The organism is Amphritea sp. (genome assembly GCF_016744155.1).
Lineage (GTDB): Bacteria > Pseudomonadota > Gammaproteobacteria > Pseudomonadales > Balneatricaceae > Amphritea.
The window spans coordinates 18,378-32,892 of the sequence record NZ_JADGEW010000022.1 but is presented as its reverse complement, the minus strand read 5'-3'; the positions used below and the strand labels follow the sequence as shown (position 1 = coordinate 32,892).

18 protein-coding genes are annotated in these 14,515 nt (G+C 46.8%); 1 reads left to right on the top strand and 17 read right to left on the bottom strand.

The window, feature by feature from the left end:
- Window positions 1–73: 73 nt before the first annotated feature.
- From QZZ54_RS14940 to QZZ54_RS14925, 4 genes are all read right to left on the bottom strand, one after another.
- A complete protein-coding gene (locus tag QZZ54_RS14940) occupies window positions 74–334 on the bottom strand; it encodes a hypothetical protein (RefSeq protein ID WP_290703590.1) in 261 nt (86 codons plus the stop codon).
- Between the two features lie 398 nt (window positions 335–732).
- Complete coding sequence (locus QZZ54_RS14935; RefSeq protein WP_290703588.1) at window positions 733–1,917, bottom strand: MFS transporter; 1,185 nt, start codon at window positions 1,915–1,917, stop codon at window positions 733–735.
- A gap of 49 nt (window positions 1,918–1,966) precedes the next feature.
- On the bottom strand, window positions 1,967–2,572 hold the full coding sequence (locus QZZ54_RS14930; protein ID WP_290703586.1) for a hypothetical protein: 606 nt from the start codon (window positions 2,570–2,572) through the stop codon (window positions 1,967–1,969).
- 253 nt (window positions 2,573–2,825) lie between these two features.
- Window positions 2,826–3,197, bottom strand: coding sequence for a hypothetical protein (locus QZZ54_RS14925; protein ID WP_290703585.1), 372 nt, complete (start codon window positions 3,195–3,197; stop codon window positions 2,826–2,828).
- A 341-nt stretch (window positions 3,198–3,538) separates the two neighbouring features.
- Between QZZ54_RS14925 and QZZ54_RS14920 the strand changes: the two genes are divergently transcribed.
- Window positions 3,539–3,970 (top strand): MaoC family dehydratase, encoded by a 432-nt coding sequence (locus QZZ54_RS14920; protein ID WP_290703583.1) that lies wholly within the window; start codon window positions 3,539–3,541, stop codon window positions 3,968–3,970.
- Window positions 3,971–4,060: 90 nt separating this feature from the next.
- Here QZZ54_RS14920 and nadA read toward each other — a convergent pair whose 3' ends face one another.
- From nadA to ruvC, 13 genes are all read right to left on the bottom strand, one after another.
- Window positions 4,061–5,110 (bottom strand): quinolinate synthase NadA, encoded by a 1,050-nt coding sequence (gene nadA, locus QZZ54_RS14915; RefSeq protein ID WP_290703581.1) that lies wholly within the window; start codon window positions 5,108–5,110, stop codon window positions 4,061–4,063.
- 166 nt (window positions 5,111–5,276) lie between these two features.
- Complete coding sequence (queC, locus tag QZZ54_RS14910) at window positions 5,277–5,972, bottom strand: 7-cyano-7-deazaguanine synthase QueC (protein ID WP_290703579.1); 696 nt, start codon at window positions 5,970–5,972, stop codon at window positions 5,277–5,279.
- A gap of 27 nt (window positions 5,973–5,999) precedes the next feature.
- Window positions 6,000–6,782, bottom strand: a complete 783-nt coding sequence (ybgF, locus tag QZZ54_RS14905; protein WP_290703577.1) for a tol-pal system protein YbgF — start codon at window positions 6,780–6,782, stop codon at window positions 6,000–6,002.
- Window positions 6,783–6,805: 23 nt separating this feature from the next.
- A complete protein-coding gene (gene pal / locus QZZ54_RS14900; RefSeq protein ID WP_290703575.1) occupies window positions 6,806–7,309 on the bottom strand; it encodes a peptidoglycan-associated lipoprotein Pal in 504 nt (167 codons plus the stop codon).
- Window positions 7,310–7,511: 202 nt separating this feature from the next.
- Complete coding sequence (gene tolB, locus QZZ54_RS14895) at window positions 7,512–8,795, bottom strand: Tol-Pal system beta propeller repeat protein TolB (RefSeq protein ID WP_290703573.1); 1,284 nt, start codon at window positions 8,793–8,795, stop codon at window positions 7,512–7,514.
- Between the two features lie 6 nt (window positions 8,796–8,801).
- The gene (gene tolA, locus QZZ54_RS14890; protein WP_290703571.1) at window positions 8,802–9,710 is read right to left on the bottom strand and encodes a cell envelope integrity protein TolA; all 909 of its coding nucleotides are present in this window, start codon (window positions 9,708–9,710) and stop codon (window positions 8,802–8,804) included.
- Window positions 9,711–9,716: 6 nt separating this feature from the next.
- Window positions 9,717–10,133, bottom strand: a complete 417-nt coding sequence (gene tolR / locus QZZ54_RS14885; protein ID WP_290703569.1) for a protein TolR — start codon at window positions 10,131–10,133, stop codon at window positions 9,717–9,719.
- A 19-nt stretch (window positions 10,134–10,152) separates the two neighbouring features.
- Window positions 10,153–10,833 carry a protein TolQ gene (gene tolQ, locus QZZ54_RS14880; protein ID WP_290703568.1) on the bottom strand — a complete coding sequence of 227 codons (681 nt, stop codon included), beginning with the start codon at window positions 10,831–10,833 and terminating at the stop codon, window positions 10,153–10,155.
- Window positions 10,834–11,059: 226 nt separating this feature from the next.
- Complete coding sequence (locus tag QZZ54_RS14875; protein WP_290703566.1) at window positions 11,060–11,461, bottom strand: TraR/DksA C4-type zinc finger protein; 402 nt, start codon at window positions 11,459–11,461, stop codon at window positions 11,060–11,062.
- Between the two features lie 116 nt (window positions 11,462–11,577).
- Entirely contained in the window at window positions 11,578–12,591 is a 1,014-nt protein-coding gene (gene ruvB, locus QZZ54_RS14870) for a Holliday junction branch migration DNA helicase RuvB (RefSeq protein ID WP_290703564.1), read from the bottom strand.
- 30 nt (window positions 12,592–12,621) lie between these two features.
- Window positions 12,622–13,248 carry a Holliday junction branch migration protein RuvA gene (ruvA, locus tag QZZ54_RS14865; RefSeq protein ID WP_290703562.1) on the bottom strand — a complete coding sequence of 209 codons (627 nt, stop codon included), beginning with the start codon at window positions 13,246–13,248 and terminating at the stop codon, window positions 12,622–12,624.
- A 2-nt stretch (window positions 13,249–13,250) separates the two neighbouring features.
- On the bottom strand, window positions 13,251–13,928 hold the full coding sequence (locus QZZ54_RS14860) for a trimeric intracellular cation channel family protein (protein ID WP_290703560.1): 678 nt from the start codon (window positions 13,926–13,928) through the stop codon (window positions 13,251–13,253).
- Window positions 13,925–14,440, bottom strand: coding sequence for a crossover junction endodeoxyribonuclease RuvC (gene ruvC / locus QZZ54_RS14855; RefSeq protein ID WP_290703557.1), 516 nt, complete (start codon window positions 14,438–14,440; stop codon window positions 13,925–13,927). The genes QZZ54_RS14860 and ruvC overlap by 4 nt, the downstream gene beginning before the upstream one ends.
- Window positions 14,441–14,515 lie beyond the last annotated feature (75 nt).

The following is a 14,515-nucleotide window of genomic DNA, read 5'->3' as shown; positions in this document are numbered from 1 at the left end:
CCTGTGTAATCCTTTGATTTTACTGACTGTAAGAATACCTGATGCAGCTAGACGGATGAACCTGTTTTATCCGCTATGCAAAAAGATCGTCGGATGCGGGAGAGGCCTCACTATGCTCCAGAGCTTGAGACTCAGCAATCTCCGACTCTGAGGTAATAACGTCAGAACTAAGCTGATCTGATTCTGTCAGTTGCCATACCTGCTCTGCAGACTCGATCTTTACCACGCCATCAAAACGCTTGCATAGATAGGTAACCGCTGTATCAAAGTCTTCGATGTCACATAACATAACACCACCACGGTCGGTTTCAGTGGTAAACAGGTAACTCTTCATTGACTCATTCCATCATCGGTTTATAAGCTGCATTGCACACTAGTTTCCAGCTTTGTACAAGCCCTTCTGGCTAAGCGGCACCTATCAAGTGATCAGCTTAAGTTTTTGAAATAGACTGCTACTGAAAATTTTAGTCTAAGCTAATAACCAGATATTTTCTTGACGAATTAAGAATCCCGACCAATACTGAAATCCCCTGTTTAAGAAGACGCGTTTAGAAAGTAAACGCATTGTTTTAAAAGGCTCATATTTAAGATTGGCTTAAAGATCGAGTTAAAGGTTGACTTCTAAAACAGGTCTCCCCAGTAACGTATTACTCATCAACAATGTATTACTCATCAACACTTAATGGGCCTCTGACTTTTGTCAGTGGCCCTTTTTTTATGTTTCTTTTTAGCTTACTGGTGTGCCAAAAGATGCTGATTTACCGGTTTCCGGTAAAACAGAATAACGACAACAGCCCAGATAACGACCGGTATCATAAGCGTATTAAGCATCTGCCACCCCAAGCTAGATTCTAACCAGCCTGAACTAAACGCTGAAACGGTTACCATGCCGAATATAAGAAACTCATTGGCCGCCTGACTTTTAGCTTTTTCCTCGGTTCTGTATGCAGAGGTCACCAACTGGGTCGCGCTGATAAACATAAAGTTCCAACCAACACCCAATAAAGCTAAGCCCCCCCAGAAGTGCCACTGGCTTACTCCATTCAGATTGAGGACTATACAAGCCAGCATAAACACAGCACCCAGAACCATCATTGGTAATAAACCAAATCGCCGAATCAGAACCGGCGTAATAAATGAGGGTAGAAACATACCTAATACATGCCACTCAATAACCCAGGCAGCGGTACTGAAATCAAAACCACAACGAGCCATCGCTACCGGAGTGACCGTCATAATCAGATTCATTACCGCATAACTGATCATGCCGACCGTCGCAGCCACGATAAATACCGGCTGCAGAACGATATCCAGTATAGGTCGGCTATTATTCATCTCATGGGCCGAATTCACTTTTTGCGGCGCTATCCGAATAAAAGAGAGTAAGACCAACGCAATAACATAGAGAACTGCCAAGCCAACAAAGGCACCCGTAAAAACACTATCATCCAACCAGTCCCGACTACTGATAGCCAGGTTCGGCCCCAAAACAGCGGCGATTACACCCCCTGCCATCACCATGGAGATCGCCCGGCTTTTTTGATCATCCGGACAAGCTTCTACAGCCGCAAAGCGATACAACGTACCAAAACCAATACCGATACCCAGCAAAAAGGTACCCAGACAGAAGATAAAAAACTGTGACTGCTGGAGAGCAAAAATACAACAAAGGGCACCGACTATGCCAACGGAGTTACCGAGATAGAAGCCATTTTTCCTACCAATGCGCGCCATGATCAAAGAAGCAGGAATAGTCGCACACATAAGACCGACAAATTGCATCGCCACCGGCAAAGTAATTAACCCCGGAGAGGGAGATAGCTGCTGACCAATCAGCGCATTGACCGAGATAAGCAGTACGTTACCGGTTGTCAGTAAAGCCTGACAGAGAGATAACAAGATCACATTACGATTCATAAAAATTCCGTCTATTTATCGCCGTTCATAGATTTAGCGGCCGCTCTATTCAGACGTCCCCCTGAAGCACCGACTTATCAATATAGATCCCACCATCTGCATCTAACACTCCGCATTGCGATAGCAGGTGACGGACTCCATTATGCTTAAGGGCGGGTTCAATCGGGTCGAATGCACGCCCCACGAACGGCAACGACTCAAGCCGACTTCGTTTCCATCGACATTCATCTGATGCTACCCAACTTACACCACTTAGGCTCAGACTGAGATTATCGAGATAAGCTTTCGAATCGCCGTTCATCCACAGCGCGGTAGCATCGAGATAAAGATAATCTTCAACGTTATACTCTAGGTACTGCTGCCAATAGTCAAAATATGTACCGCAGCGCTTACCTAGCAAACTTTTAAAACGTTCGGCAGCATGTTGATATCGTTCCAGTGCATCTGACTTGGAACAGATCAGAGTGGTGTACTCGCAGGTTTGTTCACCCTCAAAGCTATACACTTTTTGTAACTGCAGGTCACTTTCGTGAAACAGCAGTAACCAGCACAAAGGCAGTTGATAACCTGAGCTGGCAAGTAATTTATGATCCCCTGCACTGTTAATACTGGAAGGTAATGTTTTATGGCTATGAAGACTGGTTCGTTGAAACATAAAAATCCCTGAAACACTAAGCCCGCAAAGCTAAGTTTGAAACACTAGCTCAACATAAAAAGCGCTATGATCAAACTCAGCGTTGATTACCGTCAGACCCGAAAAAGAATAAACGATTACAAGATGTACACTTTAGACGCGTAATACGAAAACCAAATTACGCAGTTGCAGCAAACGACATTATATCGGCATAAAAACTAAAAGCATCCGTTTCTCTACCTCTGAGGCACAAACTCTTTAGCTATCCGAGTAATTATTCAGGCATCGCCTCAATCTGTAAGCGATCCTGAGATCCAATACGGATAATCTGCCCTTCAACCGTGGTAAAACTTCGCTCATTCAGCTCAGACTTATGTACCCGATAAAGCTGAGGCTCATTGGTTCCTGGGGATGTCAGGGTGACTTGGAGTAACTGATGCCCATCAACCCAATGATAGATAACATAGCCCGATGTCCCGACAAGAGATACGAGCAATAGAAGAATCGCAATAATACGAAAAGGCTTATCTGAAGCCTGATTCACTTCAACAGGCTTTAAGCGTGGCTGAGAAACAACTCGTCTGCGCTTTAAATAGATATAGGCCGCCAGAATTACCAGCAACGTCAGCACTACTTTAGTTACCATAAACTGTACACCCTCACCCCTTTGGAAGGGCCATTGTCCATAGCCCCGCATAAACTGCAACAGCATAACGGCAAAACCACTCTGATTGCCGATAAATACTCTAAACCTTAACAAGTGGTAGTTTAATCACCCGCTATAGGCATTGCATCAGTAAATCTATGAATTAGCACTTCGCACTGCAACAAAAACCTGTTTTACTTACTGATAGGGAGCAAAATAAATTGTAAGTGGTCGTTACCTGCATTCAGGTTTTCACCTACATCTGCTTCAACAACACTATTTAAGGCCAACTTGTCTCACTTTTTGGCCTTAGCTACATCCCGATAAAAGAGGAATTACAAATGGATGAACTGCACGGTTACTACCTGGAAGATCTGGAAATTGGCATGAGTGCCTCATACGCCAAAACTATTTCTGAATCCGATGTATATATGTTTGCCGGTATCTCTGGGGACAACAATCCAATCCACATCAACAGTGAATATGCAGCCACCACCCCATTCAAAAACCGTATTGTTCACGGTATGTTTTCTGCGGCCCTGATCTCTACGGTTGCAGGTACCCGTCTGCCAGGACCTGGTGCTATCTATATCGATCAGTCTATTAAGTTTAAAGCTCCGGTATACATTGGCGACACAGCCAAAGCTACCGGAACCATTGAAGAGATCGATGAGAAACGTCGCCGGGTTAAGATGCGTACCGATGTACATGTCGGCGAGAAGCTGGTTGCTACCGGCTACGGTATCTTTATGGTTGATAAACGCGGCGCATAATCAATAACGCCTTAATCAGCACTACTTAGCTGATACAAAAAAAGCCTGCTTATCGCAGGCTTTTTCAATTCTCTGAAGTCAAAAAATATATCAACCGTTATTGGCAGAGAAATCAAGCATTCGCTGAAGCGGTCGTCGGGCATCATCGATCAATAACTCATCGACAATAATCTCACCACTACCCTGCTCCAACGCCTGAAGAACATTCTCCAGCCCGTTCATAGCCATCCAGGGACAGTGCGCACAACTTCTGCAAGTAGCCCCGGAACCACCTGTAGGCGCTTCTATGAACTCTTTATCGGGGGCAGCCTGACGCATTTTATAAAAAATAGCCCGGTCTGTAGCCACTATAAACTGCTTATTAGGCATATCTCGTGCAGCGTTGATAATCTGCGTTGTTGAACCAACCATATCAGCCAACTCGACAACGGGATCCGGTGATTCAGGGTGAACCAATACCGCAGCATCTGGATAAACTTTTTTAAGATCTAGCAGACGCTGCGCTTTAAACTCATCATGCACTATACAAGCAGCATCCCACATCAGCATCTCGATACCGGTCTGCTTCTGCACATAGGCACCCAAGTGTTTGTCCGGCGCCCAGATAATCTTTTTACCTTGATCAGCCAAATGCTCAACGACTTTAAGGGCGATACCAGAGGTCACCACCCAGTCCGCTCTCGCCTTAACGGCAGCAGAGGTATTGGCATAAACTACCACTTCATGATCGGGATGGGCATCACAAAAAGCGGTGAACTCATCGGCAGGACAGCCAATATCCAGGGAACAGTTTGCTTCAAGCGTCGGCATTAGAACCCGTTTCTCAGGATTCAATATCTTTGCCGTTTCACCCATAAATTTCACGCCGGCCACGATCAGCGTTTTCGCTGGATGCGTATTTCCAAAGCGAGCCATCTCAAGAGAGTCGGAGACACAGCCACCGGTTTCATCGGCCAGTTCCTGAAGAATCTGGTCGGTATAATAATGCGCAACCAGACAGGCATCCTTCTCTTTCAGAAGTTGCTTAATACGGTTCTTGTATTCATCCTGCTGCAGTGTATTCAGCTCACCGGGAAGGTGTTCTCTAGCAAAATACTCCTGGACCAGAATACGATCTGACAGCTCTTCTTTATTTAACATCAATAAATATTCTTAATTGGGTAATGAAACAGTAACGGGTTTGAAACGGATAGATATTATACCATCACTGCTTCACTGGAAATGTTAAATCTACGCAATGAGGGCTAAGCTGCAACAAAAAAGGAGCTGATTATCAGCTCCTTTTGTCCAGACAGGTAAAAATACCCTAATCACTTACTCCGGGCATGTAAGGAGTAGGATCAGAAACTCCTGCATCCTTAAAGCCACTTGCTCTGAGTCGACAACTATCGCAGACACCACAGGCTCGGCCCTCATCATCCGCCTGATAGCAGGAAACGGTCAGGCCGTAATCAACGCCCAAACGCATTCCTTCTTGAATTATCTCAGCTTTAGTCAGGTCGATCAGCGGCGTTTCTATACTGAGTCGCTCACCTTCGACGCCTGTTTTGGTCGCCAGATTAGCCATGTGCTCAAAAGCGGCAATATATTCTGGTCTGCAATCAGGGTAGCCGGAATAATCAACTGCATTCACACCGATAAATATATGTTGCGCATGCAGCACTTCAGCCCAGGCCAGCGCCAAAGACATAAAGACGGTATTACGGGCAGGTACATACGTAACCGGAATCCCCTCCTCTTCATGATCTGGAACCTCGATGCTGTTATCAGTCAGTGCAGAACCACCAAAATCTTCCAGATTAAGACGCACAATACGGTGTTCTTTCACTTTAAGATCCGCAGCAATTCTCTTCGCCGCAGCAAGTTCAGTCTGAGAGCGCTGACCATAGTCAAAACTCATCACATAACAGTTAAAACCACGTTCGGAAGCCATCGCCAGCGTAGTCGCTGAATCAAGACCACCGGATAACAATACGACGGCATTGTTGGAGGGAGTACTCATCTTCAAACCTTAAGGATTTTTCGGTTGTTATCGTTTCAAATAGTCGCGCGCCAGATTGGCGGCTGAACTCTCAGGGTAGCGGGAGACCGTATCATTGAACATTTTATCAGCTTTTACCTGATCACCCATCTGATGGTAGATCACACCTAATTTATAAGATGCATCAGCCGCTTTCCGATGTTGAGGAAACATCTGTAACACTCGTTCGAAAGCCGCTTTGGCCGGTTCAAGCTTCTGCTCAGCAAGATTCACTTCGCCTACCCAGTAATACGCATTCGGAAGCCGAACACTCTCTGGATAAAGCTCAATAAACTTATCAAATTCCGCTAAGGCAGCAGGAAAGCTTTTCTGTCTTACAAGAGAAAATGCCTGCTGGTATGCCTGCGCATCGGTCGGTGTGCTATCAGCTGCAGGTAACGGCACCGGGGGAGTAACAGTTGCACTCCCTGCGGTAGAGCCACCCACTCCAGTCGAAGATACAGAAGGTGCAGATCCATTCGTTGGCAGGCTTTGCCCGGCAGCTATTCGGCGATCAAGGTCACGATACCGATCTCGCTGCTGCTGCTCCATCTGCCGAATTTGATATTGCTGCTGCTCAACCATGCCGCGAAGTACGCGCATCTCGTCCTGCAGCTGTTGCAATAACATAATATCATTACCACTGCCCTGAAGCGGACCAGAGGTATTGTATATCGACGAGGAATTAGGACTGTCTTCTATCTGTAATTCAATGACAGGGACAGGATCCGCTGCAAAGGCACCGGCGCTTGAAAGCACCAGTACCGCAGCAAGACTAGACGTTTTTCGCATAAATACTAATAACCAATGGCAGATTAGTATTGAAGTTCTACGCGACGGTTCTGAGCCCAAGAACTATTGTTGTGACCCATTACCGCTGGCTTTTCTTCACCGAAACTAACCAGCTCAATCTGACTGCTTGAAACGCCATTAACTGTCAGTACGCGAGCAACTGCCTGTGCACGGCGCTCACCCAGAGCGATGTTGTACTCACGAGTACCACGCTCATCAGCATGGCCTTCAAGAACAACGTTAGCTGAAGGATTAGCTACCAGGTACTTCGCATGTCCACGCAGTGCTTGAACAGCTTCAGCCTTAACCTGAGACGTATCAAAGTCAAAGTAGAAGATAGTTGCCAGGTTCTTAATATCTTCCATTGAAGTACCAGACATTGAAGTACCAGAAGTCGCTTCAGTAGTAGTCGCCGCAGGTTCGCCGCCCATGCCACCCGTATCTGATGTGTTTGTAGTACTACAACCTGCTGCCCAAACGACCGTCAGAGCCAAAGCAGTGGCCTTGCCAATATTCATAGCACGCATCGAAAACTCCTAATATGTTTTATAAAATTTAATACAAACAGAACCTTAATATTGCTTAAAGTAAAGCTTGCTAAGCCTGATTGCAATAGCCACACCACAATCGGATGGCATTTCTAACTATTTGATTTAACATTGTACCTTAGAGCAGTCACCTTGTACCTAAGTGCAGTCACTACTCAAATAAATACAGATTTCAGACGCCTTACTGAAATGGCGACCAAGCAGGTTCACGAACATCACCCTCAGAGGAAGGCAAACGAAATTTCACCCGCCCATCCAATGACACAGCAGACAAAACTCCACGTACACCTTCCTGAGTGGCATATAAAATAATGCTGCCGTTTGGCGCAATAGTCGGAGACTCATCCATAAATGTTTCCGTCAGTAGATCCACACGACCTGTACGAAGATCCTGAACCGCTATATGGAATGAACCATTGTTCTGATGCACCATCGCGAGAAAGCGCCCATCCTGGGTCAGACGCCCCCGGGCATTATACTGCCCTTCAAATGTCAGTCGCGTGACATCGCGGGTCGGCAGATAGATTGAATAGATCTGCGGCTGACCACCTCGATCAGAAGTAAAGATCAGCGACTGTCCATCTGGCGACCAGGATGGTTCAGTATCAATACCAAAGTGATGGGTGACACGATTTAGACGACGTTGCTGCAGATCGAGAATATAGACTTCAGGATTTCCATCTTTAGACAGCACCAGTGCTAACTTTTTCCCATCGGGCGACCAGGCAGGCGCTCCGTTCAGACCGCGAAATGACTGAACTTTTTCACGCTTTCCTGTCGCCAGGTATTGGATATACACCGCAGGACGGCCCGATTCAAATGACACATAAGCCAGCTTACTGCCATCCCGTGACCAGGCCGGAGACATGATCGGCTCTTTCGACTCCAGAATTGTGCGAGGGTTATGACCATCTGCGTCAGCCAGCATCAACCGATAACGATATACTTTTGGGCGCGGTTGCTCAGCGGTGACATAGACGATACGCGTAGAAAAGGCTCCCCGAACACCGGTAAGCGCCTCGAACACTTTATCACTAATATAGTGACCAACAGCGCGAAGGTTTTTTCGATTTGCCTTAACCACTTCACCAAGAACGCGCTCTTCCTTAAGGATGTCATACAGCTCAAAAGCAACATTTAACTGCCCGTCAGCCTCACTCACCCGGCCAATGACAATAAAATCACTTCCACTAATACGCCAATCCCTGAAATACAGAGAGTCTCTATCCGAAGGAAAGCTCAGCATGTTTTCCCGTGGCATCAGCTTAAACATGCCACTGCGGTATAGATCATCGCTGATCACCTGGGCTACATCTTCCGGCAACGCCTGAACACCACTCCAGGCAAAGGGGACAACCGCCACCGGAGTAGGCTCATCCACACCCTGAGTAATTTCAATAGTTAGTTCTGCCCGTGCCAACAGGCTGAAGAAAAACAAAAAAACAAAAATAAAACTACGTTGCATCACTGATCACCTGCGTAGATCTGACGGAATAAATTCCAGATTAAACTTTCGGTAGTACCTGTCAAACAATACCGGATCCATTTCCTGGAGTTTAGAGAAGCGCCCTACTCGCTTTACCGCGCGAATGGCACTCTCATCAAAATGACTGTTACCACTACCTGTTACTACATAGACATTATCAACTTCACCGGTCGGCAACAGATGCAGCGCCAGCAGCACCTTCATGCCATTTCGAGCACTCGGTGGGCGACGCCAACTTTGTTCAATTTCAGCAGCAATATAATCACGGTAACCCGCAACACTCTGCCGATCTTGTTCTGCCTGCATCTCTCGCTCTTCTTCGGCCATTGCAGCGTCCAATTCAGCTTCTCGCTGCGCTTTTTCCTGCTGCTCGGTCTCCTGTCGTTCCTTTTCAGCCTGTTGTCGCTCAGCCTCTTTGCGTGCATTTTCCTGGCGCTCTTGCTCCTTTCGCTTGATCTCTTGCTGACGCTTCTTTTCAGCCGCTATCCGTGCCTTCTCTTTCTTCTGAGCTTCTCTTTTAAGCGTTTCTTTCTTTTTCAGAGCATCCTTTTTCTTCGCGTCTGCCCTCTTTTTTGCATCGGCTTTCTTTTTATCATCTGCCCTCTTTTTTGCATCTAGTTTCTTCTTCGCGTCTGCCTTCTTTTTTGCATCGGCTATTTTCTTAGCCTCGGCTTTTTTGCGGGCTTCCTTTTTCTTTTGTGCTTCAGCCTGCTTTGCCTGCTGCGAAGCTTTAACTTGTGTTTTAAGATCAACCATCTGGGCTTTAACATGACGTGGTGTCAGTTGGCGTTGATCCTCAGCATAGCCGAACCAGCTATAGAACAGGGCACTCAGAATCACTGAATGGAGTATCAGCGCAAGCAGTGCAGGTAAGAGGTAACTTCGTAAATTCACAATGGCTTACTCTGTTACCAGTCCGACACTTTCAGCACCGGCTTTCTGAAGCAAAGTCATCAACTGAATAACGTGATCGTAATCAACCCCCTTGTCCCCCCGAACCAGTAAAAGCTTCTTAGGGTTACCGTTGAGGATCTTACTGACCCTCTCTTCTACAACTTCTCCGGTCACAGGTGCAAGAGGGTCCCCTCCCACATCAATAAAATACTGACCATCCTTATCAACGGTCACTATCACAGGCTCACTATCCTGAGTATCTACCGGATCGGAGCTGGCCTTTGGCAACTCAACGTCAACACCCTGTGTCAACATAGGCGCTGTAATCATAAAGATAACCAGCAATACCATCATCACATCAATATAGGGTACTACATTGATGTCGGCATTGAGCTTACGCTTCTTTTTTGCTCTGCGAATCATAATATTAGCCTGCTACAGATCAGCTAGAAGCATGTACACGTCGGTGCAGCACACTGGAGAATTCATCTGCAAAAGTTTCATAGCTGTTCATCAGCGACTCGGTTTTAGCAGAGAACCGGTTATAGGCGATGACCGCCGGGATAGCTGCAAAAAGACCAATAGCTGTCGCAATCAGCGCTTCAGATATGCCCGGAGCAACCGAAGCCAGCGTTGCCTGATGCACATTAGCCAGCCCTCGAAAAGAGTTCATAATCCCCCAAACAGTACCAAATAGGCCGATATAGGGGCTGGTAGACCCCACTGTTGCTAAGAATGGTAGATGTTGCTCCAGTTTCTCTTCTTCCCGCGCCAGCGCCACCCGCATACTCCGCTGAGCACCTTCCATTATGGCATCACGATCAACACCTGATTGTTGACTCATGCGACTAAACTCTTTCAGACCGGCGCGAAAAATATTCTCAGCACCGTCATCGCTATCCGGGTCGGCATTTACTTCCCGAAACAACTGACTCAGGTCGACACCGGACCAGAATCGATCTTCAAATTTACGTAATTTTTGTTGCGCCTGACGCAAGATAAAATGACGCTGAAAAATCATTACCCAGGAAATAACTGACGCCATTAGTAGAATCAACATAACCAGTTGAACCACTACACTTGCGTTGACGACTAAGCTCCAGATCGACATTTTATCCGGCACGTTTTAACCCCTTCTATGAAAAGCTGACAAACTGGTTCTGATAGTAGCGAGATCAGCGTTGAAAATCTGCATTTTTCCTGACATAAAATGGTATTTACAGGGATTCAGCTCAGCCTGATCAGCCATATTCGTCGATTGGATGGTTTGCAATCGTTTAAGTTCAATATAACGCAGATAAGAATAAAAAAACCGCCAGATTGGCGGTTTAATCTTATTGTAAAGGGCTTCAGAAAGAAGCGGCCTTATTGTCTGTACGGTGTAACTCATATTGAGACTGACAACCAACACATAAGATTGCCACAGGGTTCGCCATAAGACGATTCAGCTCAATCTCCTCGTCGCAACTGCCACAACAGCCATAGCGGCCATCTTCAATTCTCTGAAGAGCATTGCGACACTCAATGATTTCTTCTTCAAGCTGTACAATATGAGACAAAACGGTTTGCTGCCCCACCGCGACATTGACCGCTTCAGCACGATCAAGCACCTCCGAGGATGCAACAAGACTCAATTCAGCCTTTTTATCGCTCTGCTCGGCCTCCAGGTCAGCTTGAAGCTGCTCTTCCAGAGACTGTACTTCGCGCTTCAGGGTACTTAGTTGTGAATCACTCAGGCAGCAGGGTTTCATGTTATTCACCTTTTAACGCTTTAAACATTATTGTTTTATGCTTACAGCTTAAAAGTTAAACCCTGAAATCAGTTTGTGCTTTGATATAAATCAGTTATCGCAGGCAGATCCCGGTTCTATTGATCCCGGTCAGGCAATTCAAGACCAAAATGACGATAGGCGTTGTCGGTCACTACACGTCCGCGGGGGGTTCTCATCAGAAAGCCCTGTTGAATCAGATAGGGCTCAAGCACATCTTCAATAGTATCTCGTTCTTCACTGATGGCCGCAGCCAGGCTATCAACACCCACAGGACCACCGCCAAATTTCTCAATCATGGCCAATAGTAAACGGCGATCCATATGATCAAAGCCATGCTCATCAACGTTCAGCATATTCAGCGCTAAATCAGCCATCTCCAGAGTTATCTTGCCATCGCCCTTCACCTCGGCATAATCCCGGGATCGGCGCAGTAAGCGATTGGCAATACGCGGAGTACCTCTAGAACGGCGGGCAATCTCAATCGCCCCTTCATGATCGACTCCACTACCTGACAGTCGCGCAGAACGCTCTACGATAGAGGTTAAGTCATCTATATTATAAAACTCCAACCGTTGCACAATACCAAACCGGTCACGCAGCGGTGATGTCAACAGACCAGCACGAGTCGTCGCACCTACCAACGTGAAAGGAGGCAACTCCAATTTAATTGAACGGGCGGCAGGACCATCGCCAATCATAATATCAAGCTGATAGTCCTCCATCGCTGGATACAAGACCTCTTCCACCGACGCGCTTAGCCGGTGAATCTCATCAATAAAAAGCACATCCCCAGGCTCAAGATTAGTCAGCATCGCAGCCAGATCACCGGCCTTTTCCAATACCGGACCAGATGTGGCTTTAATACCGCACTCCATCTCATTGGCAATAATATTGGCTAACGTAGTTTTACCTAATCCAGGAGGACCAAAAATAAGCGTATGATCCAGCGCTTCTTTACGCTTTTTAGCGGCGCCAATGAAAATATCCATCTGCTCACGCACCACTGGCTGGCCAACATATTCCTGCAATGTTTTAGGTCGGATTGCACGATCTTGCACCTCTTCCTGAGGCGCACTTACGGGAGAAACAAAGCGATCAGCTTCGATCATAGTCTGTACTCTACTTATTCAACTTTGTTATTAACCTTGCACCATGCTTTTCAGCGCTGCACGGATCAATTCTTCGCTATTTGCTCCAGGCTTAACCTTCTCAGCCTGGGAGATCGCTTTAGTAGCCTGAACCGGCTTATAACCTAATGCCACTAAAGCGCTTTCCGCTTCTGCTCTATAATCAGCTGAAGCTCCCAGAGGGGCAGCTCCCATCTCACCACTCAACGTAAATTCATCAGCATCAGTGATATGGAAGTCCTGTAATTTATCTTTCATTTCGACAATCAGTCGCTCAGCTGTTTTTTTGCCTACGCCCGGCAAACGCACCAGCGCAACCGTATCCTGATGCTCAACTGACTGAACAAATTCATTCACACTGATACCCGATAGAATAGTAAGAGCCAGCTTCGGCCCAACACCATTCACTTTAATCAAAGTACGAAACAGTGAACGCTCAGAACGATCATAAAATCCGTACAGCAACTGAGCATCTTCTCTCACCACCATATGAGTATACAAGGTGACCTGCTTACCCACCTCAGGCAACTGATAAAAGGAATTCATTGACGCATCAACTTCATAACCCACGCCGTTAACATCTAAAACCAGTTGCGGCGGATGTTTCTCCAGCAGCTCACCCCTCAGTCGTCCTATCACTATTATTTCATCTCCCGATTAACTTTATCTTTGGGCTCAAGTTTATGTCCCTTCATAACGAACTCAGGTAACTCAAGTCCGGTGTACATCGATGCTAAACGAACGACCAGCGCAACAGTAATAGAGACCAGCATAAGCACTCCACCATCAACAATTTCGCTGAAAACTATATATACGATTGCGCCCAACATGGCACAGGTTGCATAGAGCTCGCCATTTCGTTGCAAAATTAGTGGAATCTGCCCGGTCAGAATGTCACGAATCATCCCTCCAGCACAGCCGGTAATCATCGCCATCATTACAGCAATAACCGGAGGCATTCCCAGTGCTATCGCTTTCTGAGCACCCAATACAGCAAACAGAGACATTCCCAGCGCATCCAGCAACAGCATCAACCGGCGCGGATATGACAGATAACGACACAGAATAAACGCGCTGATCGACGAGATAATGGCTGTCCAGAGGTAAGCCGTATCTTCAACCCAGATAAGCGGGTGATCGTTCAAAGATATATCACGGATGGTACCTCCTCCCAGCGCCGTCACTATACCTAGCACCACAACACCCAGAATATCCAGTTTTTTACCCCGTGCAGCCAGTGCGCCCGTTATTGCAAATACGGAGACTCCCGCCATATCAAACAGGTAAATCATCTGCTCCATGGTGATAAAATCATTCAACGCAATCGCCCTCCGCGACTGCCTTTAGCACCCGCCATCATTATCAGGCTACTACGGGTGTGAGCATGACAGAGAGCGATTGCCAGCGCGTCGGCTGCATCTTCCTGGGGCAAGCCTGGCAACTTCAAAATAGAGCTCACCATATGCTGTACCTGTGACTTTTCCGCAGACCCCTTACCGACAACGGCTTGCTTAACTCTTCGGGCGGCATACTCAGCCACCTCCAAACCCTGATTGACCCCGGCTACAATTGCTACACCGCGAGCCTGCCCCAGCTTAAGCGCTGAATCTGCATTACGCGCCATAAACACCTGTTCAATCGCCATCTCCTGAGGACAGTACAGCTCTATAACTTCAGTTACGCCGGCATAAACCTGCTTCAACCTATCAGGGAGCGTATCGCCCTTGATACGAATACAGCCGCTGGCCACATATTCATTCTTGGCCCCAACGGAATTGATAATACCGTAACCGGTAATCCGCGAGCCCGGATCTATCCCTAAAATCAACATAACCGCTTATCAATCCAAAAACACTGTTTATTTATACAGAGCACAATACCCCAGAACCGGGCATAAAAAAAGCCG

Coding starts and splice junctions, on each gene's coding strand:
- QZZ54_RS14935 (WP_290703588.1), bottom strand. CDS start 1,917: ATGAATCGTAATGTGATCTTGTTATCTCTCTGTCAGGCTTTACTGACA.
- nadA (WP_290703581.1), bottom strand. CDS start 5,110: ATGTTAAATAAAGAAGAGCTGTCAGATCGTATTCTGGTCCAGGAGTAT.
- QZZ54_RS14925 (WP_290703585.1), bottom strand. CDS start 3,197: ATGGTAACTAAAGTAGTGCTGACGTTGCTGGTAATTCTGGCGGCCTAT.
- QZZ54_RS14875 (WP_290703566.1), bottom strand. CDS start 11,461: ATGAAACCCTGCTGCCTGAGTGATTCACAACTAAGTACCCTGAAGCGC.
- queC (WP_290703579.1), bottom strand. CDS start 5,972: ATGAGTACTCCCTCCAACAATGCCGTCGTATTGTTATCCGGTGGTCTT.
- ruvC (WP_290703557.1), bottom strand. CDS start 14,440: ATGTTGATTTTAGGGATAGATCCGGGCTCGCGGATTACCGGTTACGGT.
- ruvB (WP_290703564.1), bottom strand. CDS start 12,591: ATGATCGAAGCTGATCGCTTTGTTTCTCCCGTAAGTGCGCCTCAGGAA.
- tolB (WP_290703573.1), bottom strand. CDS start 8,795: ATGCAACGTAGTTTTATTTTTGTTTTTTTGTTTTTCTTCAGCCTGTTG.
- QZZ54_RS14920 (WP_290703583.1), top strand. CDS start 3,539: ATGGATGAACTGCACGGTTACTACCTGGAAGATCTGGAAATTGGCATG.
- pal (WP_290703575.1), bottom strand. CDS start 7,309: ATGCGTGCTATGAATATTGGCAAGGCCACTGCTTTGGCTCTGACGGTC.
- ybgF (WP_290703577.1), bottom strand. CDS start 6,782: ATGCGAAAAACGTCTAGTCTTGCTGCGGTACTGGTGCTTTCAAGCGCC.
- tolR (WP_290703569.1), bottom strand. CDS start 10,133: ATGATTCGCAGAGCAAAAAAGAAGCGTAAGCTCAATGCCGACATCAAT.
- QZZ54_RS14940 (WP_290703590.1), bottom strand. CDS start 334: ATGAAGAGTTACCTGTTTACCACTGAAACCGACCGTGGTGGTGTTATG.
- QZZ54_RS14930 (WP_290703586.1), bottom strand. CDS start 2,572: ATGTTTCAACGAACCAGTCTTCATAGCCATAAAACATTACCTTCCAGT.